Source organism: Marinomonas shanghaiensis (assembly GCF_003259175.1).
Classification (GTDB): Bacteria; Pseudomonadota; Gammaproteobacteria; order Pseudomonadales; family Marinomonadaceae; genus Marinomonas; species Marinomonas shanghaiensis.
This window is the reverse complement of sequence record NZ_QGOK01000007.1, coordinates 55,388-75,602: the sequence shown is the minus strand read 5'-3', so window position 1 is coordinate 75,602 and position 20,215 is coordinate 55,388. Positions and strand designations below refer to the sequence as shown.

General features: G+C 43.9%; 21 protein-coding genes. 7 read left to right on the top strand and 14 right to left on the bottom strand.

Annotation, left to right across the window (positions count from 1 at the left end):
- The first annotated feature begins 20 nt into the window (after positions 1-20).
- Entirely contained in the window at positions 21-761 is a 741-nt protein-coding gene (locus DKT73_RS07285; protein ID WP_111637901.1) for a TrmB family transcriptional regulator, read from the top strand.
- A gap of 82 nt (positions 762-843) precedes the next feature.
- Here DKT73_RS07285 and DKT73_RS07280 read toward each other — a convergent pair whose 3' ends face one another.
- The 14 genes from DKT73_RS07280 to DKT73_RS07215 all read right to left on the bottom strand — a co-directional run bounded on the left by DKT73_RS07280 (position 844) and on the right by DKT73_RS07215 (position 14,240).
- A complete protein-coding gene (locus tag DKT73_RS07280) occupies positions 844-1,263 on the bottom strand; it encodes a F0F1 ATP synthase subunit epsilon (protein WP_111605822.1) in 420 nt (139 codons plus the stop codon).
- Between the two features lie 63 nt (positions 1,264-1,326).
- Positions 1,327-2,703: a F0F1 ATP synthase subunit beta gene (gene atpD, locus DKT73_RS07275; protein ID WP_111605821.1), complete on the bottom strand. Its 1,377-nt coding sequence runs from the start codon at positions 2,701-2,703 to the stop codon at positions 1,327-1,329.
- A gap of 29 nt (positions 2,704-2,732) precedes the next feature.
- Positions 2,733-3,593: a F0F1 ATP synthase subunit gamma gene (atpG, locus tag DKT73_RS07270; protein ID WP_111605820.1), complete on the bottom strand. Its 861-nt coding sequence runs from the start codon at positions 3,591-3,593 to the stop codon at positions 2,733-2,735.
- Between the two features lie 83 nt (positions 3,594-3,676).
- Positions 3,677-5,221 (bottom strand): F0F1 ATP synthase subunit alpha, encoded by a 1,545-nt coding sequence (gene atpA, locus DKT73_RS07265; protein WP_111637900.1) that lies wholly within the window; start codon positions 5,219-5,221, stop codon positions 3,677-3,679.
- A 38-nt stretch (positions 5,222-5,259) separates the two neighbouring features.
- Positions 5,260-5,796 carry a F0F1 ATP synthase subunit delta gene (locus DKT73_RS07260; RefSeq protein ID WP_111637899.1) on the bottom strand — a complete coding sequence of 179 codons (537 nt, stop codon included), beginning with the start codon at positions 5,794-5,796 and terminating at the stop codon, positions 5,260-5,262.
- 11 nt (positions 5,797-5,807) lie between these two features.
- Entirely contained in the window at positions 5,808-6,278 is a 471-nt protein-coding gene (locus tag DKT73_RS07255; protein ID WP_111605817.1) for a F0F1 ATP synthase subunit B, read from the bottom strand.
- A gap of 58 nt (positions 6,279-6,336) precedes the next feature.
- Positions 6,337-6,594 carry a F0F1 ATP synthase subunit C gene (gene atpE, locus DKT73_RS07250; protein WP_111605816.1) on the bottom strand — a complete coding sequence of 86 codons (258 nt, stop codon included), beginning with the start codon at positions 6,592-6,594 and terminating at the stop codon, positions 6,337-6,339.
- Between the two features lie 67 nt (positions 6,595-6,661).
- Positions 6,662-7,489, bottom strand: a complete 828-nt coding sequence (gene atpB / locus DKT73_RS07245) for a F0F1 ATP synthase subunit A (protein WP_111637898.1) — start codon at positions 7,487-7,489, stop codon at positions 6,662-6,664.
- A 54-nt stretch (positions 7,490-7,543) separates the two neighbouring features.
- Entirely contained in the window at positions 7,544-7,945 is a 402-nt protein-coding gene (locus DKT73_RS07240; RefSeq protein ID WP_111637897.1) for an ATP synthase subunit I, read from the bottom strand.
- Between the two features lie 165 nt (positions 7,946-8,110).
- Positions 8,111-8,998, bottom strand: a complete 888-nt coding sequence (locus DKT73_RS07235) for a ParB/RepB/Spo0J family partition protein (RefSeq protein ID WP_111637896.1) — start codon at positions 8,996-8,998, stop codon at positions 8,111-8,113.
- A 45-nt stretch (positions 8,999-9,043) separates the two neighbouring features.
- A complete protein-coding gene (locus tag DKT73_RS07230) occupies positions 9,044-9,811 on the bottom strand; it encodes a ParA family protein (RefSeq protein ID WP_111637895.1) in 768 nt (255 codons plus the stop codon).
- A 3-nt stretch (positions 9,812-9,814) separates the two neighbouring features.
- Positions 9,815-10,441, bottom strand: a complete 627-nt coding sequence (gene rsmG, locus DKT73_RS07225) for a 16S rRNA (guanine(527)-N(7))-methyltransferase RsmG (protein ID WP_111637894.1) — start codon at positions 10,439-10,441, stop codon at positions 9,815-9,817.
- Between the two features lie 51 nt (positions 10,442-10,492).
- Positions 10,493-12,382: a tRNA uridine-5-carboxymethylaminomethyl(34) synthesis enzyme MnmG gene (gene mnmG, locus DKT73_RS07220; protein ID WP_111637893.1), complete on the bottom strand. Its 1,890-nt coding sequence runs from the start codon at positions 12,380-12,382 to the stop codon at positions 10,493-10,495.
- 799 nt (positions 12,383-13,181) lie between these two features.
- Positions 13,182-14,240, bottom strand: a complete 1,059-nt coding sequence (locus tag DKT73_RS07215) for an NAD(P)-dependent alcohol dehydrogenase (protein ID WP_111637892.1) — start codon at positions 14,238-14,240, stop codon at positions 13,182-13,184.
- 186 nt (positions 14,241-14,426) lie between these two features.
- On the opposite strand from DKT73_RS07215, the gene DKT73_RS07210 reads away from it, so the two are divergent.
- The 6 genes from DKT73_RS07210 to DKT73_RS07185 all read left to right on the top strand — a co-directional run bounded on the left by DKT73_RS07210 (position 14,427) and on the right by DKT73_RS07185 (position 20,200).
- Positions 14,427-15,305: an AraC family transcriptional regulator gene (locus DKT73_RS07210; protein ID WP_232827810.1), complete on the top strand. Its 879-nt coding sequence runs from the start codon at positions 14,427-14,429 to the stop codon at positions 15,303-15,305.
- 67 nt (positions 15,306-15,372) lie between these two features.
- Positions 15,373-16,047 (top strand): acrylate utilization transcriptional regulator AcuR, encoded by a 675-nt coding sequence (gene acuR / locus DKT73_RS07205; RefSeq protein WP_111637890.1) that lies wholly within the window; start codon positions 15,373-15,375, stop codon positions 16,045-16,047.
- 82 nt (positions 16,048-16,129) lie between these two features.
- The gene (gene acuI / locus DKT73_RS07200; RefSeq protein ID WP_111637889.1) at positions 16,130-17,116 is read left to right on the top strand and encodes an acrylyl-CoA reductase (NADPH); all 987 of its coding nucleotides are present in this window, start codon (positions 16,130-16,132) and stop codon (positions 17,114-17,116) included.
- Between the two features lie 54 nt (positions 17,117-17,170).
- Positions 17,171-18,331, top strand: a complete 1,161-nt coding sequence (locus DKT73_RS07195; protein ID WP_111637888.1) for a glycerate kinase — start codon at positions 17,171-17,173, stop codon at positions 18,329-18,331.
- Positions 18,332-18,443: 112 nt separating this feature from the next.
- The gene (locus tag DKT73_RS07190; protein WP_111637887.1) at positions 18,444-19,514 is read left to right on the top strand and encodes a sensor histidine kinase; all 1,071 of its coding nucleotides are present in this window, start codon (positions 18,444-18,446) and stop codon (positions 19,512-19,514) included.
- The gene (locus tag DKT73_RS07185; protein ID WP_111637886.1) at positions 19,511-20,200 is read left to right on the top strand and encodes a response regulator transcription factor; all 690 of its coding nucleotides are present in this window, start codon (positions 19,511-19,513) and stop codon (positions 20,198-20,200) included. The genes DKT73_RS07190 and DKT73_RS07185 overlap by 4 nt, the downstream gene beginning before the upstream one ends.
- Positions 20,201-20,215 lie beyond the last annotated feature (15 nt).

Sequence of the window (20,215 nt, the reverse complement as noted above, 5' to 3'; positions counted from 1 at the left end):
TGATCAGGTATTAGCACCCTATGATTCAGCAAGCTTTTGAAATGCTGGGTTTAACACCCAAAGAAACGCAACTTTATCAAACTTTGTTAAAGCTAGGCCCTTCTTCTATACGAGACATTGCCGAACACAGTGGCATCAATCGCGGTACAGCCTATGAGTCTCTCAAGCAATTACAAACAAAAGGTATTGTGAGTTATTTCCCAAAGGGAAAGCGTCGTCTTTTTACGGCTGAAAACCCAGATATTTTATTAAATCTAGCGGAAGAAAAACGCAACCGACTCAATAAAACCATAGAGAACCTAAAAAACACAATTATTCCAAACCTGCATCAACAGCAACCAGACTATCATCAAACCCATGTGCGTTATTACGAAGGCGATGATGGCATCGAATGGGTATTACGCGATATTTTAAACGTGGTATCACAACAAGACCACAAAGAATATTGTGTGTTTTCCTCTAAACCAATCCGTCCCTTTCTATATCGGCCTTTTCCTAACTACACCAAACAAAGGGTAAAACTGGGAATCAATGTCAAAGTGATCGCACTGGGTGAAGGTGGTGAAGAAGCGCAATTATCAGAACGTAAATGGATCAAAACCGAAGGCTCGGTCGACGCCAGTTACATTGCTATCTATCCGCCAAAATGTGCCATTATTTCCTTGGCTAGCAACAACTTCCCTTCTGCCGTGGTGTTGGAATCGAAAGACATCGCCAAAGCACAACAGATCATTTTTGACACACTATGGAAGATGCTTTGAGATTGATCTACTTACAAAAAACAGCCCATAAAAAAGCAGCCTGAAGGCTGCTTTTTTTGACTTTCATCTTCAACAGGGCCGCTTAGCTTTGATGGCGGAACTGTTGAATAGTACGTAAACGGGCGACGGCTTCTGCCAATTCCGCTGTTGCACGAGAGTAGTCGACATCGGCTTGTTGATTGGCTAAAAGCTCTTTTGCATGTTCTTGCGCTTTTATTGCCGCCTCTTCGTCTAGATCTCTTGCACGAGTGGCTGTGTTAGCCAAGACAGTGACGCGGTGTGGTTGAACTTCTAGGAAGCCACCCGACACGAAGATAAACTCTTCATCACCATTTTCTTTAACCACACGGACAGGACCAGCTTCCAAAGTTGTCAATAATGCAGCATGACCAGGCATAATACCTAGATCACCATAACAACCTGAAGCCACAAGAAATTGAACCGAACCGGAAAAAATCTCTTGTTCAGCGCTTACGATATCGCAGTGTACTGTGATAGCCATAAGTTGCCTCTCTTAGTCATACTTAGCAAAAGCATCCAGTGACGCTTTTGCTACGTGTGATGGTTAAAGTTTCTTAGCTTTCTCGACCGCTTCGTCGATGCTGCCAATCATGTAAAACGCTTGCTCTGGAAGGTCATCAAACTCACCGTCCAAAATGCCTTTAAAGCCACGGATAGTATCTTTCAAAGAAACATACTTACCAGGTGAACCAGTAAAGACTTCCGCTACGAAGAAAGGCTGAGACAAGAAACGTTGGATTTTACGAGAACGGTTAACCGTTTGCTTATCTTCTTCAGATAACTCGTCCATACCCAAAATTGCGATGATGTCTTTCAATTCTTTGTAACGCTGCAATACCATTTGAACGCCACGGGCTACGTCGTAATGTTCTTGACCGATAACCAATGGGTCAAGCTGACGTGAAGTAGAGTCAAGAGGATCGATCGCTGGGTAGATACCCAAAGAAGCGATGTCACGAGACAATACAACCGTTGCATCCAAGTGAGAGAAGGTTGTTGCTGGAGATGGATCTGTCAAGTCATCCGCAGGTACGTATACCGCTTGGACAGACGTGATAGAGCCAGTCTTAGTAGAGGTGATACGTTCTTGAAGAACACCCATCTCTTCAGCCAATGTAGGCTGGTAACCTACTGCAGATGGCATACGACCTAGCAATGCAGATACTTCCGTACCGGCAAGCGTGTAACGGTAGATGTTATCTACGAAGAAAAGTACGTCACGACCTTCGTCACGGAATTTCTCTGCCATAGTCAAACCAGTCAAAGCAACACGCAGACGGTTACCTGGTGGCTCGTTCATCTGACCGTATACAAGAGATACTTTATCGATTACGTTTGAGTCAGTCATCTCATGGTAGAAGTCGTTACCTTCACGAGTACGCTCACCTACACCTGCGAATACAGAGTAACCGCTGTGCTCGATAGCGATGTTACGGATAAGTTCCATCATGTTTACGGTTTTACCTACACCGGCACCACCAAACAGACCAACTTTACCACCTTTCGCGAAAGGACAAACAAGGTCGATAACCTTGATGCCAGTTTCTAGCAATTCGTTACTAGAAGACTGCTCAGCATAAGAAGGTGCGGAACGGTGAATAGACCAACGCTCTTCTTCGCCGATAGGGCCTTTTTCGTCAATTGGGTTACCTAGAACGTCCATAATACGTCCTAGTGTCTTCGTACCAACAGGCACAGAAACAGGTTTGTTGGTGTTTTCAACAACCAAACCACGTCTCATCCCATCAGTGGAACCCATGGCGATGGTACGAACAATACCGTCACCTAGTTGCTGTTGTACTTCCAACACCAACTCTTTGCCCTCGATAGTCAGGGCATCATATACTTTTGGCACGCTATCACGTGGGAATTCCACGTCGATAACCGCACCGATAATCTGTACGATTTGTCCGCTACTCATGTTCGGATCCTCTTAAATACCTAAATACCTTAAACCGCTGCCGCGCCACTGACTATCTCAGAAATTTCCTGAGTAATCGCCGCTTGACGAGCCTTGTTGTACACCAACTGCAATTCATCAATGATATCACCTGCGTTGTCGGTTGCATTTTTCATCGCAAGCATACGAGCTGCTTGTTCACATGCAATGTTCTCAACCACAGACTGATATACTTGAGATTCAATATAGCGAACCAATAATTCGTCAAGAATTTCAACGGCATCTGGTTCGTAAATGTAATCCCAGTGGTGCTGTAACTCTGTATTCTCTTCCGCTTGTAACGGCAAAAGTTGCTCAACCATCGGTTTCTGAGTCATCGTATTGATAAACTCATTAGAAACAACATATAGACGATCAATACGACCTTCATCGAAAGCATCCAGCATGACTTTCACACTGCCGACTAAATCGTCGACTTTAGGTGCATCACCCAAACCTGTGATCGCTGCTGTCACGTTTCCGCCGTAGTTACGAAAGAAAGAAACCGCTTTGCTACCAACAGCGCAGATGTCAATTTCAACACCAGACTGAGCAAATTGTTTCATATCTTTAATCGCGGCTTTAAACAAGTTAACGTTCAAACCACCACATAAACCACGGTCAGAAGAGACTACGATATAACCAACACGCTTCGCCTCACGATCGGTAAGGTAACGGTGTTTATACTCAGGATTCGCGTTGGCCAGATGACCAACTACTTGGCGAATTCGTTCCGCATACGGACGAGAAGCGGCCATACGATCCTGAGCTTTACGCGTTTTACTAGCAGCAACTTTTTCCATTGCACGAGTAATCTTACGCGTATTATTAATGCTCGAAATCTGAGTACGTATCTCTTTTCCGACTGCCATAATGAACTACCCTTGTGAGAATGTTATTTCACAAACTGTCCGAAACTGGTGGCAAGCAAAACTTCAGCTTGCCACCAAAGTCATTACCAAGTTTGTGTCGCTTTAAACTTCTCGATTGCCGCTTTCAAAGTCGCTTCAATCTCGCCGTTAAAGTTGCCAGTTTTGTTAATGTCAGCCATTAGATCAACGTGTTCGCTGTTCATGTAGCTCAACAAAGCTTTTTCAAAACTGCCAATTTTGCTTGTTTCAACATCTGCAAGGTAGCCATCGTTAGCAGCGTAAAGAACCACGCCCATATCAGCCACAGGCATAGGAGAGAACTGCTTTTGTTTCATCAGTTCAGTAACCTGTTTACCATGTTCTAGCTGTTTACGAGTCGCTTCGTCTAGGTCAGATGCGAACTGAGCGAATGCCGCCAATTCACGGTACTGAGCCAAAGCAAGACGAATACCACCGCCAAGTTTTTTAACAATCTTAGTTTGCGCTGCACCACCAACACGAGAAACCGAAATACCGGCGTTCATCGCTGGACGGATACCCGCATTAAACAAGCTTGTTTCTAAGAAAATCTGACCATCGGTGATAGAGATAACGTTTGTCGGTACGAAAGCCGATACGTCACCACCTTGTGTCTCGATGATTGGCAATGCCGTCAAAGAGCCTGTTTTACCTTTCACTTCACCATTGGTGAATTTCTCTACGTAGTCAACGTTTACACGAGACGCACGCTCAAGAAGACGAGAGTGAAGGTAGAAAACATCACCTGGGTATGCTTCACGACCTGGTGGACGACGAAGTAGCAAAGAAATCTGACGATAAGCCCAAGCTTGCTTGGTCAAATCATCGTATACGATCAGAGCATCTTCACCGCGGTCACGGAAGTATTCACCCATTGTACAACCAGTGTATGGCGCTAGGTATAGCATAGCAGCAGGATCAGAAGCCCCTGCAGCAACCACTGTGGTGTAGGCCATTGCGCCCGCTTCTTCAAGCTTACGCACGACGTTAGCAATAGTAGATTGTTTCTGACCGATCGCAACGTACACACACTTAATACCGCTGTTTTTCTGAGCGATAATAGTATCGATAGCCAAGGCTGTTTTACCAACCTGACGGTCACCGATGATCAACTCACGCTGACCACGGCCTACCGGTACCATGGCGTCAATTGCCTTGTAACCAGTCTGAATAGGTTGATCTACTGACTGACGAGCAATTACACCCGGTGCCACTTTTTCAACTTTATCCGTTAGTTTTGCATCGATTGCGCCTTTGCCGTCAATGGGGTTACCCAATGCGTCAACAACACGACCAAGCAATTCAGGTCCCACTGGAACTTCCAGAATACGACCTGTACATTTTACTTTTTGGCCTTCTACAAGGCTTTGGTATTGACCCAATACCACCGCGCCCACAGAGTCACGCTCTAGGTTCAAGGCAATACCGTAAACACCACCAGGGAATTCAATCATTTCCCCGTACATAACGTCTGCCAGACCGTGAATCAGAACGATACCGTCTGCCACGCTGACAATTGTGCCCTCATTTTGGGCATCAGAAGTTACATCGAGGTTCTCGATGCGCTTCTTGATAATCTCGCTGATCTCAGATGGATTCAGTTGCTGCATGCTAAATTCCTCAACCCTGGTTTCGATTCAACGAAACACTAGGAGTTTATCGCCTCGGCCAGTTTTGCTAATTTACCGCGTACTGAACCGTCGATGATTAAGTCACCGGTACGGATAACCACGCCACCAATTAGGCTCGCGTCTGTTTCATTGGTTAAGTTGACAGTACGGTCCAACTTTTTACTCAACGAAGCGGCCAATGCTTGTGTTTGTTCTGCTGACAATGCAAAAGCGGAGGTAAATTTTACATTTACGGCTTTTTCATAATTCAGTTTGAACTGCAAAAATAACTCAGAAATAGCAGGAAGAAGCGATAAACGCTTATTCATAGCAAGTGTCAGCAAAAATGCTTTACCTTGCTCTGTTGTTACTTCTGCACAAACATCCGCCAGAGCGTTTGCCTTCTCTTCCGCACTAAAAGCGGGATTTCCAAGTGCCTTTTTAAGCTTTGGCTCTACTGTTACAGCGGCTAATGTGTCTAACATTTCTGCCCACTCTGCAATATGACCTTGCTCTCTAGCCACTTCAAAAACCGCTTTAGCGTACGGTCGCGCGACTGTTTTTAATTCAGCCATTAGACCCTCGCTTAAAGCTCTTTGGCGAGCTGTTCAACGATCTCGCTATGTGCTTTTTCGTCAATGGTGGCGCCCAAAATTTTCTCGGCTCCAGCAAAAGCCAAAACAGAAACTTGTGCACGCAATGCTTCTTTAGCACGCATAACATCTTGCTCTATTTCCGCTTGAGCTGCTTCGCGCAGACGCTTGCCATCAGCAATCACCTGCTCTTTTGCCTCGTCGATCATTTGGTTCGCACGTTTGTTGGCTTGTTCAATAATCTCGGCCGCGTTGTCTTTGCTTTCACGTAATATTTGAGCGGCTTGTTCTTGTGCCAACTCTAGATCACGTGAAGCGCGGTTCGCTGCTTCTAAACCGTCTGCTATTTTTTTGCTACGCTCTTCGAGCGCAGCAATCACTGGTGGCCACACAAATTTCATGCAGAACCAGACAAAAATAGCAAACGAAATAGCTTGGCCTATAAGTGTGAGATTCAAATTCACGCTAATACCCTCGCTTTAGTCGTTCAAAAAAATAAGTCACTTTCATTAAAGTGAAATATTAGCCTGCAACCAAAGCAACGAATGGGTTTGCGAAAGTGAAGAACAATGCAATACCAACACCGATCATAGATACAGCGTCCAAAAGACCTGCAACGATGAACATTTTGGTTTGTAGCATTGGTGCAAGTTCTGGTTGACGAGCACTCGCTTCAAGAAATTTGCCACCCAAGATAGCAAAGCCAATTGCTGTACCCAATGCAGCCAAGCCGATAAGGATTGCTACAGAGATAACAGTTAAACCAACTACAGTTTCCATTTTAACTCCTAGATTTTACAGTTTTAGATTCAAGTTTAAAAAAATTATTACTATATATAACAATATCTTAGTGTTCTTCGTGAGCCATGCTCAAGTATACAATAGTCAACATCATGAAGATAAAAGCTTGCAATGTTATGACTAGAATATGGAAGATTGCCCATGGCACAGACAAGGCCCATTGAACACCCCATGGCAAAATTGCGATCAAAATAAAGATCAATTCACCAGCGTAAAGGTTACCGAATAATCGCAACGCTAAGGATACTGGTTTTGCCAACAAACCAACCATTTCCAATACAAAGTTAAATGGAATCATGATTGGCGTGTTGAAAGGTTGTAATGTCAGCTCTTTTGCAAAGCCGCCAATACCTTTCATTTTTATGCTATAAAAAATAATCAGGAAGAAAACAGATAACGATAACCCTAATGTGGCATTAATATCGGTTGTCGGTACTATTTTGAAATATTCCAGACCAAAAATATCGTGAGCAATTCTAGGGATAAAATCGACTGGAACCAAATCCATCAAGTTCATCAAAAATATCCATACAAAAATAGTCAATGCCAAGGGGGCGATGACTTTACTTTTGCCATGAAAACTTTCTTTAACCGAATTATCAACAAACTCAACCATCAACTCTACAAAGTTTTGTAGACCTGTTGGCGTCGCTACAGATGCTTTCTTTGCTGCAATACGGAAAAGCCATAGGAATAAGATACCTAAACCAATAGAGAATCCCATTGTATCTAGATGTATCGCCCAAAAGCCCATATCCGAAGCTTGCTTAGATGTCTCCGCAATACCCCAGCTACCATCAGGGTGCTGACCAAAGGTCAAGTTCTGAAGGTGATGCTTTATGTACTCCGAAGCAGTTGGATTTTCACTTGCCATATTTATATCCACGCTCTTTTAATGTTAAAAACTACGCGCCCACAGTTCTCGCTTTTAGCGAATAACTGCAGGGCTGAGCCAATGACTCAAAATTGCTAAACCAAAGCCTATAAAAAAGCTTCCTGCAGCAAGAGGTTTCACTAGAATAAACACCAGTGACAGAAGCAATGCCGTTAGAACCAGCTTACCGGCTTCTCCTCTGTAAAAAGATTTAACAACCTCTTTTGCAGACAAAATTCCTTTATGGCCAAACACCCGCCAAGCCATGTACATGTTAGGTAATATGCTGGCCAAAGCACCCAGTAGAAAAGAGTACCCATACAGACCACCAAAAATGTAAAAAATTCCCAGCGATGCGAAAATAGTAAGAAATATTTGTAATAGTAAAAAGCGGAACACAGCCTTCTTTTTAGCGCCAATGATAGCACTCGCACTTAACGGCTTATTTGAGCCCATTACTAGTCTCTCTATCTCGCACCACAAAAGTGCAACCAATGTGGTGTATTATAAAATTCGAGGCATTATAGGGGTAATGACGACGGTGTTCAACTTAAACTGGTTAGAAGGATCACTTTCTAGACATCTTGTCTAGATAGGAATGAGCATTTGTCATAAATTGCTTCATTTGCGAGTAAACAGTTCGCTGATCAGGAGTTCTAGGTGTTCTGGGTTACGATATTCAATGACGACTTTCCCTTTTCCTTTCGCAGAAGGTTGTATTTTGACCGACGCATTGATTTTTTGACTGATTCGTTCTGCTTCTGCACTTAAATCTGGCAGCGTTGGCGCTTTTTCCTCGTCGCTCTTTTCAACGACTTGGAAATTTTTCACCAATCTCTCTGTTTCTCTAACAGACAATGATTTGGTCACAACTTGCGAGGCGGCTTGAACTTGCTTGTCACTTTCCAGTGGTAATAAAGCTCTAGCATGGCCCATTTCGATATCCCCATGCTCCAATAAACGACGAACTTCCGGCGTTAAACCCAAAAGACGCAATAAATTCGCCACAGTGGAACGAGATTTCCCTACGGTGTCCGCGACTTCCTGTTGAGTAAGATGAAAATCTTCCACCAAACGTTGCAGTGCTAACGCTTCTTCGACAGGATTTAAGTCTTCTCGTTGAATGTTTTCAATCAACGCCAATACCACGGCATCCGCGTCTTCAACATGCCGAACGATAACCGGAACTTGAGTGAGATCTGCTAGCTTAGCAGCACGCCAACGGCGTTCACCCGCGATAATTTCATACTGGTTGTGGCCACTCGGTCGAACAACAATCGGCTGCATTATGCCTTGATTTCGAATCGACGCGGCTAAGTCTTCTAAGTGCGTAGGATTCATATCACGACGAGGTTGGAATTTGCCTTTCGAAAGCCAGTCTATCGGTAGGTACGTTAGGCCTTTTATTTGTTCATTATTCACATCACTCTCAGACGCTTTAACAGCCGTCGTTTGTGGTGCTAACAATGCATCTAAGCCACGACCTAGACCTCTTTTTTTCATCGTCATTTCATTAACCCTAATTGCTACTAAAGCAGACTTATAAAACCGTAATTACGCTACAGATTTTCGAATAAACTCACCCGCTAAAGCAAGGTAAGCAATAGCACCGCGAGATTGTTTTTCATAATGCAGGACTGGCAAGCCATAACTGGGTGATTCCGCCAAACGAATATTTCGAGGAATAACCGTATCGTAAACCTTGTCTCCAAAATGCTTATGGAGTTGGCTTGAAACATCATGCGTTAAACTAGGACGAGGATCATACATGGTTCGTAGAATTCCTTCGACCTCTAGTGATGGGTTTAATGCTTGGGTGATGCGATTAATGGTTTGCAATAAGGCCGTTAACCCTTCTAAAGCATAATATTCACATTGCACTGGAATCAATACACCTTGTGAAGCCGCCAAAGCATTTACTGTCAGCATATTCAATGCAGGAGGACAATCTAGCAAGATGTAATCAAAGTCATTATCAACTTCGTACAAGCCAGCACGTAAGCGTGTTTCTTTGCTCGACAAATCGAGAAGAACCACCTCAGCTCCAGTTAAATCCGCATTGGCTGGCAATACCCAATACTCGCCCGGCATACTTTTTTTCATGACTTCTTTAACGCCATGGGAACCAATCAGTACGTCATAGACGCTGGTGTCCAATTCTTCTTTCGTAAAACCGCTCCCTGTTGTCGCATTACCTTGAGGGTCTAAGTCTATTAAAAGCACTCGACGTTTCATCGCCGCAAGAGATGCAGCCAAATTAACACAAGTTGTGGTTTTGCCAACACCACCTTTTTGATTGGTAACTGCGATGATTCTTGCCATGTTTTATCCTTTACGCGTCATCACTACCATGTGACGCTCCGCCTGAACATGTGGCACATTAAGAGGTTCGACCGAGACTAAATCAACCTCCTTTGGTAGTGCCGCTATTTCTTCACTAGGGTACACCCCTTTCATGGCTAAAAAGTTACCTGTCTCTTTGGGGAGAGGCAACGTCCATTTGATCATGTCCTGAAGAGAGGCAAATGCGCGGGAAATGACGTGATCGTACTCACCTTGATGAGGGTGTTTTTCTACCCGTTCATTTGCCACAGTCACGTTGTGAATACCCAGCTCCATTTTTACCTGCGTTAAAAAGCGCGTTTTTTTACCGTTGCTGTCAAGTAACGTAAATTGCTTTTCAGGGTAACAAATAGCAAGCACCATACCAGGTAAGCCAGGACCGGTGCCAACATCTATAATCTTGGTCCCAGTTATAAAGGGTAACGTGGTCAGACTGTCAAACAAGTGCAAAGAAATCATTTGTTCGACATCACGAATAGCGGTCAAGTTATAGGCCTTGTTCCACTTTTCTAGCATGGCTAGGTATTTTACAAGGGTCTGAATCGTTTCATCAGATAGAACAGCGCCCATTTGTTGGGCGCCTTTTTGAATGGTGTCAAAATGTGTCACAGTCGATCCATTTCTATAAAGATAGCAATTAGGGATTATCGGCTGATGATTCTAGGCACTTTTGCGTGCAATGGCACGTTTTTTCAAGTGAATTAATAGTAAGGATACGGCAGCAGGGGTTACACCTTGGATTCGAGAAGCCGCTGCAAGCGTCGCTGGACGCAGTTGCGTTAGCTTCTGCTTGATCTCATTTGACAAACCTTCCATCTTCGAATAATCCAAATCCTCAGGCAGTGCGGTATTTTCCTGACGACGTAGACGTTCAATGTCTTCTGCTTGACGACTGATGTAACCTGCATATTTGACCGCTATTTGTACTTGCTCAGACACTTGTTCGTCAACGGGCTCATCAAGCGCATTTTTTAAATTCGCCACATCAGCATAGACAATATTTGGACGCTTAAGTAAGTCTAACAAACTGTACTCGTGAGTAATGGGCGTTTCTAATTTAGGGTTAATGCTTTCTGCTTCCGGTGTGTTCGGTACAATCCAGCTGGATTTAAGACGTTGCGTTTCCAATTCAATGGCTTCGCGTTTTTGACAAAACGCCGCCCAACGTTCATCTGATACTAAGCCAAGCTCACGGCCTTTTTCTGTCAAACGCATGTCGGCGTTGTCTTCACGTAAAATCAAACGATATTCCGCACGACTGGTGAACATACGGTAAGGTTCTTTTGTTCCCATACTGATCAAATCATCGACTAGTACACCTAAATACGCTTCATCTCGACGAGGCGTCCAAGCATCTTTGTCTTGTGCAAGCAAAGCCGCGTTCAAACCAGCCAGTAAGCCTTGAGCACCCGCTTCTTCGTAGCCGGTTGTACCATTGATTTGTCCAGCAAAGAACAAACCTGGCATGTGTTTGGTTTCTAGGGAATATTTCAAATCTTGCGGATTAAAATAATCGTATTCGATCGCATAACCTGGACGAATAATGTGAGCGTTTTCCATGCCTTTCATCGAACGAACAAGCTCAATTTGCACATCAAATGGCAAAGAGGTCGAAATCCCATTTGGATAAAGCTCGTGCGTCGTTAAACCTTCTGGCTCGATAAAAATTTGATGCGAGTTTTTATCGGCAAAACGTACGATTTTATCTTCAATAGAAGGACAGTAACGTGGGCCAACGCCTTCAATCACACCTGTGTACATAGGTGATCTGTCCATTCCTGCACGAATAATGTCATGGGTGCGTTCGTTAGTATGGGTAATAAAGCACTCGATCTGACGAGGGTGCATAGCTCGGTTGCCCATATAGGACATAACCGGGTCAATATCATCACCTGGTTGCGCTTGCATAAGTGAAAAATCAACAGAACGTGCGTCGATTCGTGGTGGCGTGCCTGTCTTTAAGCGATCAACACGAAATGGTAAAGCGCGTAGTTTTTGTGCCAAACCAATAGACGGTGGATCACCGGCTCGACCACCAGAGTGATTTTGCAAACCAATGTGAATAACACCACCTAAAAAAGTACCAGCGGTTAAAACAACGGTTTTACTATTAAAACGTATCCCTGTTTGCGTTATAACACCTCGAGCAGTGCCATTTTCAACAATAAGGTCTTCTACAGATTGCTGGAAAAGCCACAAATTTTCTTGGTTTTCTAATTTATGACGAATAGCCGCTTTATATAATATGCGATCAGCTTGAGCGCGAGTAGCACGAACGGCTGGTCCTTTACGAGAATTCAAAGTACGAAACTGAATACCTGCTTTATCAGTAGCCAACGCCATTGCGCCATCTAAAGCATCAATTTCTTTCACTAAATGAGACTTTCCAATGCCACCTATGGCTGGGTTACAGGACATTTGTCCTAACGTTTCAATGTTGTGGGACAGTAAAAGTGTTTTTACGCCCATACGAGCAGCCGCTAAAGCGGCTTCTGTGCCAGCATGTCCGCCACCAACCACAATTACATCGAAACAACTTGGGAAATCCACGGGAACCTCGGTATTACTAATAAGAAAAGAATGAATAAAAAACGAACAGATTCGATAAGGTGGCCTAGTATATCGGCAAATTTTTAAAAAGAAAGAGACGCCAAGCTATAACCCCCGGTCATCAATATTAATAAATGAATTAAGTATATATGTGTTTTTATGTTTGTTATGTTTATGTAGCAAGCTAAAATCTGTGTATAAATTATAAAACCCATTAAATATTAACAGCTTATAGCGATAACATCTTGTTAAGAGATGCCTTATCTTCCTGTGATGTGGATAACCTCAACCTGTGTATAAATAGGGTACTTATACAGAGTGTCTTTTTTCACCCTAAGTTGTTAAAAACTGTGCAAAACTTCTTATCCACCTATCACCATACTTATCAACAGTGAAAAAATACGCTTTTTTAAAACTTATCTATTTGTTTTAAATGAAATTTTTATAAAAAATAGCCTCTTTTAAAGCTGTTTTTCTTGAAAAACAGTCCACAGGCAAAAAAATAATTTTTTTGAAAAACTTCACATTTCAAGCGAATAAAGAATGTGCATAATATCCCTGTCAATGTCTTGACAGGGATAAAAATTGGCGTGTGTATAAAAAATTAAATTCAGAAATGCTTTTTTTGTGAGTAACTTTGGTGGCCTTTCCTTATTTTTGATAACAACTCGCATGTGCATATCTTTTTACTGACTGACTTCCGCTGAGAAAGTACTTTTACACAGGCGAAAAAAAACGCCAGTGATGCAATAAGCTGCATCACTGGCGTTACTTTTGGTATGTACTTGTTACGATTTATCTACGCATTGTTTTTTAGGCTTTTCATATCGATGATGAAGCGGTACTTCACATCGCCTTTTTTCATACGTTGATAAGCGTGGTTAATGTCTTGGATATTGATCATCTCAGCGTCGCACTCGATGTTATGTTCTGCACAGAAATCCAACATTTCTTGTGTCTCTGCGATACCGCCGATCAAAGAACCAGTAAGAACACGACGTTTCATAACCAAATTAGCGGTATGAACGGCTGGTTCTAAAGGTTCAATAAGACCAACTAAAATGTGTGTGCCATCCACTTTCAAACAATTTAGATAGGGGTTCAAATCATGTTGAACAGGAATGGTGTCTAACAAGTAGTCAAATGTCATTGCTGCGGCTTGCATTTGTGCGTCGTCAGTTGAAACAATTACATGATCAGCACCTTGTTTTTTAGCTTCCGCAATTTTGCTTTCTGAGCGTGTGAAAATAGTCACTTCTGCACCAAAAGCTTTGGCGAATTTTACACCCATGTGTCCAAGGCCACCCATGCCTAACACACCGACCTTATCGCCAGCTTTCACACCGTAATGACGAAGCGGAGAATACGTTGTGATACCGGCACACAATAATGGGGCCGCTTTACTCAGTTCTAAGGTTTCTGGAATGGACAAGACAAACTTTTCACGAACAACGATGTGATCTGAATAACCACCGTAGGTTAACGTGCCATCTATTAAATCATTAAAGCCATAAGTTCCAACAAAGCCATTATCACAGTATTGCTCTAGATCTGATGCGCAATGGGAACAATGTTGACAAGAGTCAACCATACAACCAACGCCAACAATATCACCTACTTTATATTTAGAGACCTTACTGCCTACTTCGGTGACTTTACCGACGATTTCATGACCTGGAACGATGGGGTAATTACTTGGTCCCCAATCGCTTTCCGCTACGTGAATGTCGGAGTGACAAACACCGCAATACAGAATATCGATGTTAACATCGTCCTCACGAAGAGCGCGGCGTTCAAAAGAAAATGGGGCTAATGGGGTGGTTGCGGATTGCGCCGCGTAAGATTTTGCTTGACTCATAAATGCTTACTCCCGTTTGTGAACATGAAATATGTGTGTTCTAGTGTAGGGTAAACGTCTTCGTTTTGTGTTGTGCATTTTTGCTATTGTTTTGCCTATTTCTCCAAATCCGTAAAACTTAACTTTTCCTACACAATCTTATATGGATAATAAATTCATTGATTCTTATAGATGAGTAACACCAAAATGAGCGATAGAAATTTAGTGGATTTGATCAAACCTCTAGTGAACCAAGATGGTTTCTCTGACACCTTAATTGCTCACGTGCGCTTAATGAAGTGTGAAAAATCCTTACCTAGGATGCCTCTTATTTATCGTCCTGGACTGACTATTATTGTTCAGGGGAGAAAAATTGGCTACTTGGGTGATCGTGAAATTCACTACAACTCTGGTCATTACTTGGTGCAAACCTTACCTCTGCCGTTCGAATGCGAAACGTTTGCCAGTCAGCAAGAGCCACTTTTGGGGGTCTCTATCGATATCGACCCTATCGTATTATCTGAGTTAGTTTCTGTTTCTTCCGATGAAGACTTAGTGCCATCTGTTTCTCATTTTTCTATGTCATCTGTTCCTATGAGTGATGACATGATTGAATCTGTCACTCGCCTTATTAAAGCATTACATGATCCGCATACAGCAAAAGTGATGGGACAAAATCGAGTTCGAGAAGTCATTTTTGCGGCTTTGCAAAGTGCGCAAGGCGATGCTTTACGAGCCTTAGTGACAAATCAAGGACGTTTTTCTTTAATTGTTAACTCTCTGAAGCAGCTTCATCAGCAGTTGGATCAAGACGTTCGTGTGGAGCAGCTGGCCGAAGAGGTCAACATGAGTGTTTCGAGCTTTCATCATCATTTTAAAAATATTACGGGTTCTTCCCCGTTACAATATTTGAAGCGTTTGCGTCTTTTAAAAGCGCAAATGCTGTTAAACCAAGGTCTTTTAAATGTCAGTCAAATTTCCTTAAAAGTCGGTTATAAAAGCGTTCATCAATTTAGTCGAGATTACAAACGCTATTTTGGCGCGCCGCCGACAAAAGACAAGTTGAGAGAAGACGCTGTCATATGAGACTTGAATTAAATAGACGAGTGGTCTAAGTTGTTTTTATCCTGTTTTTACTGCTTAGGTATAAAATATGCTCTCTACACTGGATGAACCCCTTATAACCAAGCGTGTGTCCGACAAGCCTCGTCGTGGTCGCCCCAAAAAGCCATTAGCCGACACCTCGGATACCCGAGAAGCCTTATTGCGTGCTGGAATGCTGATGTTGACAGAAGCGGGGTTTATTCGTAGCGGCATTGATCCGATTCTAAAATCTATCGGTGTGCCAAAAGGCTCTTTCTATCATTATTTTCCCAGCAAAGAAGCCTTTGGGTTGGCCGTTCTGGCGCGCTACCGCCGTTATTTTGATGCTAAGTTAGATGCTTTTTTGCTGGATGCCGCGTTTTCGCCGCTGGAGCGTTTGCAGCGTTTTGTTCAGGATGCTCAAGACGGCATTGTTCGTCATGAGTTTAAACGTGGTTGTTTGGTTGGCAACTTGGAACAAGAGTCTTCTTTGTTGTCTGAAGCCTTTAGTGAGCAGCTTCAAGCGACCTACCAAAGCTGGCAAGCGCGTGTAGCGGCTTGCCTACTCGAAAGCCAAAAGCAAGGCGAAATCGAGTTACACGTGAGTATTGAGGAGACGGCTCAAACGTTTTGGATGGGTTGGGAAGGCGCTGTTCATAGAGCAAGACTGGTAAAAAGCATTCAGCCATTAGACTTATTTATGGCGTTTTTTATCCAAGCAATACAGGTTAAAACAGCGCAATAACCTTTGTTAAGTACTGGCACTATATTTTTAGAGTGTTGTTACATTATTTAATAGACGATCGGTCTAAAATTGGAGAGGTTTTATGTTTAAAGCATTACTGATCACACAAGAAGACAAAAAAAGTAGCGCATCCATCGCTGAACTGCAGGAAGATCAACTGCCAGAAGGCGATGTTTTGGTCGAAGTTCATTACAGCACGTTAAATTACAAAGATGGCTTAGCCATCACGGGTAAATCTCCTGTTGTGCGTTCTTTTCCTATGGTGCCGGGAATCGATTTAGTTGGCAAAGTGCTACAAAGCGACTCTACTCGCTTCTCGGTAGGTGATTTTGTGGTACTCAATGGCTTTGGTGTAGGAGAAACACACTGGGGTGGCTTAGCCGAGAAAGCACGCTTGAAAAGTGATTGGCTTATCTCCCTTCCAAAAGGTATAAATGCCAAACAATCTATGGCAATAGGTACAGCGGGCTATACCGCTATGTTGTCGGTTATTGCCCTTGAAAAACAAGGTATTACGCCAGATTCTGGCGAAATTTTAGTGACGGGCGCCAACGGTGGTGTCGGCAGTTTTGCTGTTCGTTTATTGAATCGCCTTGGTTATCAGGTAGTGGCTTCTACGGGACGAATGTCCGAAAGCGACTATTTGAAAAGTCTGGGCGCGAGCGACATTATTGATCGAAAAACACTCTCTGAGCCTGGTAAACCCTTGCAAAAAGAGCGCTGGGCTGGAGTGATTGATTGTGTGGGGAGCCACACTTTAGCCAACGCTTGTGCAACGACAAAATATGGCGGTGTGGTGACTTGTTGTGGCTTAGCACAAGGCATGGACTTCCCTGCTTCGGTTGCGCCTTTTATCTTACGCGGCGTCAAACTGATCGGTATCGACAGCGTCATGCGCCCTCTAGCAGACCGCATTGAAGCGTGGCAACGCTTGAGTGAACTGCTACAGCCAGAGGACTTTGACAGCATCAGTGAGGAAATCGGTTTGGAAAGCGTAGTGGAAACGGCCCATAAATTGCTTGATGGGAAGGTGCGTGGTCGAGTATTGGTCAACATACAATCCCAATAATCGGCTGTTCTGTTTTATTAAGAAGACCTATTTGACCAGCGGCAAGGATTGACTATGAAAATTGTGATTGCACCGGATTCCTTTAAAGAAAGTTTAACCGCGCTTGAGGTGGCGAATGCCATTGAAGTGGGTTTTCGTCAGGTATTTGCTGACGCGGATTACATCAAGGTCCCGATGGCGGACGGCGGTGAAGGCACGGTGCAATCTATGGTGGATGCGACTCAAGGGTATTTGGTGAATCTTGAAGTCACAGGGCCGCTGGGCAATAAAGTGATGGCGCAATACGGTATTTTAGGCGCGGTAGAAGGTCAGACATCGGCCACTGCGGTGATCGAAATGGCGTCCGCTTCTGGGTTACATTTGGTGCCACGAGATCAGCGCGATCCACGTTATACCACCAGCTTCGGAACCGGTGAACTGATCAAAGATGCTCTAGATCGAGGCATCAAACATATTGTTTTGGGGTTAGGTGGCAGTGCGACCAATGACGCGGGCATGGGGTTGGCACAAGCATTGGGCATTCAATTCCAAGACGATAACCATCAAGAACTGCCCTTTGGCGGCATGGCGCTGGCACAATTGAGTCATATTGATGTGAGCCAAGTACACCCTTTTTTAGCCGAATGCCGCTTCGATGTGGCTTGTGACGTGGATAATCCTCTGTGTGGCGAGCGTGGCGCTTCCGCTATTTTTGGCCCACAAAAAGGCGCCACACCCGACATGGTGACGATGTTAGACAGAACCTTAGGGCATTTTGCCGATGTTTTGGTGAAAAGTGGTTTTGCGGATCACCGACTGGATTCAGGTGTTGGCGCAGCGGGTGGCATGGGATTAGGTGCAAAAGTGTTTCTTAATGCGACGTTAAAGCCCGGCATTGAGATTGTCATGGAAACCGTTGGTTTAGCTGACAAGCTACAAAATGCCGATTTAGTCATTACGGGCGAAGGCCGAATCGATGGCCAAACCGTCTTTGGCAAAACCCCCATGGGCGTGCTGAAGCAAGCCATGGCCAATCAGGTTCCAGCCATTGGTATTGCAGGGAGTTTGGGTAAAGACGCGGAGGCGATTTTGGCGCATGGTATGAGCGCTATTTTTCCTATCATTCCAGCCCTCGATAGCTTGGACAATGTTTTGGCCCAGGCGGAAAGCAATCTCGTTCATTCATCACGAAACATCGCCGCTGTGATTAAGCTAGGTCGTTTGCTCAGGGAATAAATGCCATGGAGCAATGAAAAAGTTACGCTTTTTTTACGCGCTAAACACGTTGGCCTTTGCTAGAGTCTTGCTTGTGCTCTTCCTTATTTAATTGTCCACAACAAGCGATCCTATGAAACAGAATTGGCCAAGCATTCCCTCTTATTATTTAGCCGTTTGCGCCGTGGTTAGCGCTCTGCTGATCAGTTATGGGTTGGATATATGGGTTGGATCAAATATCGCTGTGCTGCTGATTTTACAATTGGCGGTTGTGGTGGTGGCGTTGTTATGCCCTCCTCGTTGGGTCTATGTTGTCGCCCTATTTGAAGCTCTATGTTTTAACTTTTTCTTTACCATTCCCCGCTATTCTCTTGAAATGTTCAATGGCGATGACATGGTCAACTTGCTGGTGTTTTTGCTGGTGGCCGTGATCACCAGTAAGCTAGCTGAGCTGTATCAGCATCAACAGAGCCAATTAAAACAAGAACAGTTACGCAGTCGTATTCTTTTATCTGTTTCTCACGATCTACGAACGCCCTTGGCCACCATTATTGGTACCTTAAGTACACTCAAAGAGTACATGGATAAGCTGTCAGAGCAGGAAAAGTCAGAGCTACTAGACAGCGCTACTCTCGAAAGCCATCGCCTTCATCAATACATTGAAAATTTGCTGCAAGCAACCAAGTTACATCATGGTGTGGTGGTTCCGAAAAAATCCGAACAGTCCGCCGTGGCGATTATTCACCTTGTTATGGAGCGTTTCAGGCAACAAAAGTCGCGTTTAATTCTGCACATAGACGACAGACTGCCGTTGGTGTCAGTGAGCTCGTCACTTATCCAACAAGCGATTTTTAACGTTGTTGACAATGCCTTGCGATACTCACCAATAGATAAGTCTGTGACCATTTCTATTAAATCGCTAGGTACAGATAACGAACATCCTCAGATTATGATCGATGTACAAGATCAAGGTGTGGGGATTGAACCGGATCAATCTAACAGTATTTTTGAGCTGTTTTACTCGGTGGACGCTTTTAAGCGCAATGACAGTGGCACGGGATTAGGATTGGCGGTATCAAAAGGCATTATTACAGCCCATCAAGGGACGATTCAATCCATCCCCGTTGAGCAAGGTTGTCTGATTCGTATTTGTTTGCCTGCATGCAGTGAGACATCACTGCATGGCAACGGGAGTACCGTATGACGTCTTATAAAATACTGGTGATTGACGACGAACCACAAATCCACACGTTTATGCGAATCTCCTTGGTGGCGGAAGGTTTTGTTTACCTTGGCGCCTCTTCCATAGCGACGGCAAAACAGGTGATTCAACAAGATACACCGCATTTGTTGGTTTTGGATTTAGGCTTGCCAGATGGTGACGGTATGGATTTGGTGAACCATGTGCGTGCCACCAGCAACACGCCTATTTTGATTCTGACGGCTCGTGATGAAGAAGATGAAAAGATTCGACTGCTTGAAGCAGGCGCGAATGATTACCTGAGTAAGCCGTTTGGTATTCGCGAATTGATTGCTCGAGTCAAAGTATTATTACGGGATTTAGTGAATACCCACTTACCTGCTAACCTCTTAGAAACAAACGATATTAAGCTGGAAATCAGTACCAACCAAGCGTGGTTTCAAGGCGAGACCCTAGCGTTAACCAAGAAGGAATTTGCCTTTTTACGCATGCTGATGACCACGCCAGACAAACTGGTGATGCAAGAAGAGTTACTGGCTAAAATTTGGGGCGTGACGCATACCCGAGACTCGCATTACTTACGGATTTTAGTCAGTCAGCTGCGTAAAAAGCTCAAAGATAATGCCAATGATCAGCGAGTGATTAAAACAGAACCGGGTCTAGGTTATCGATTGTTATCTGATCGTTAAATTATCGAAAGACTC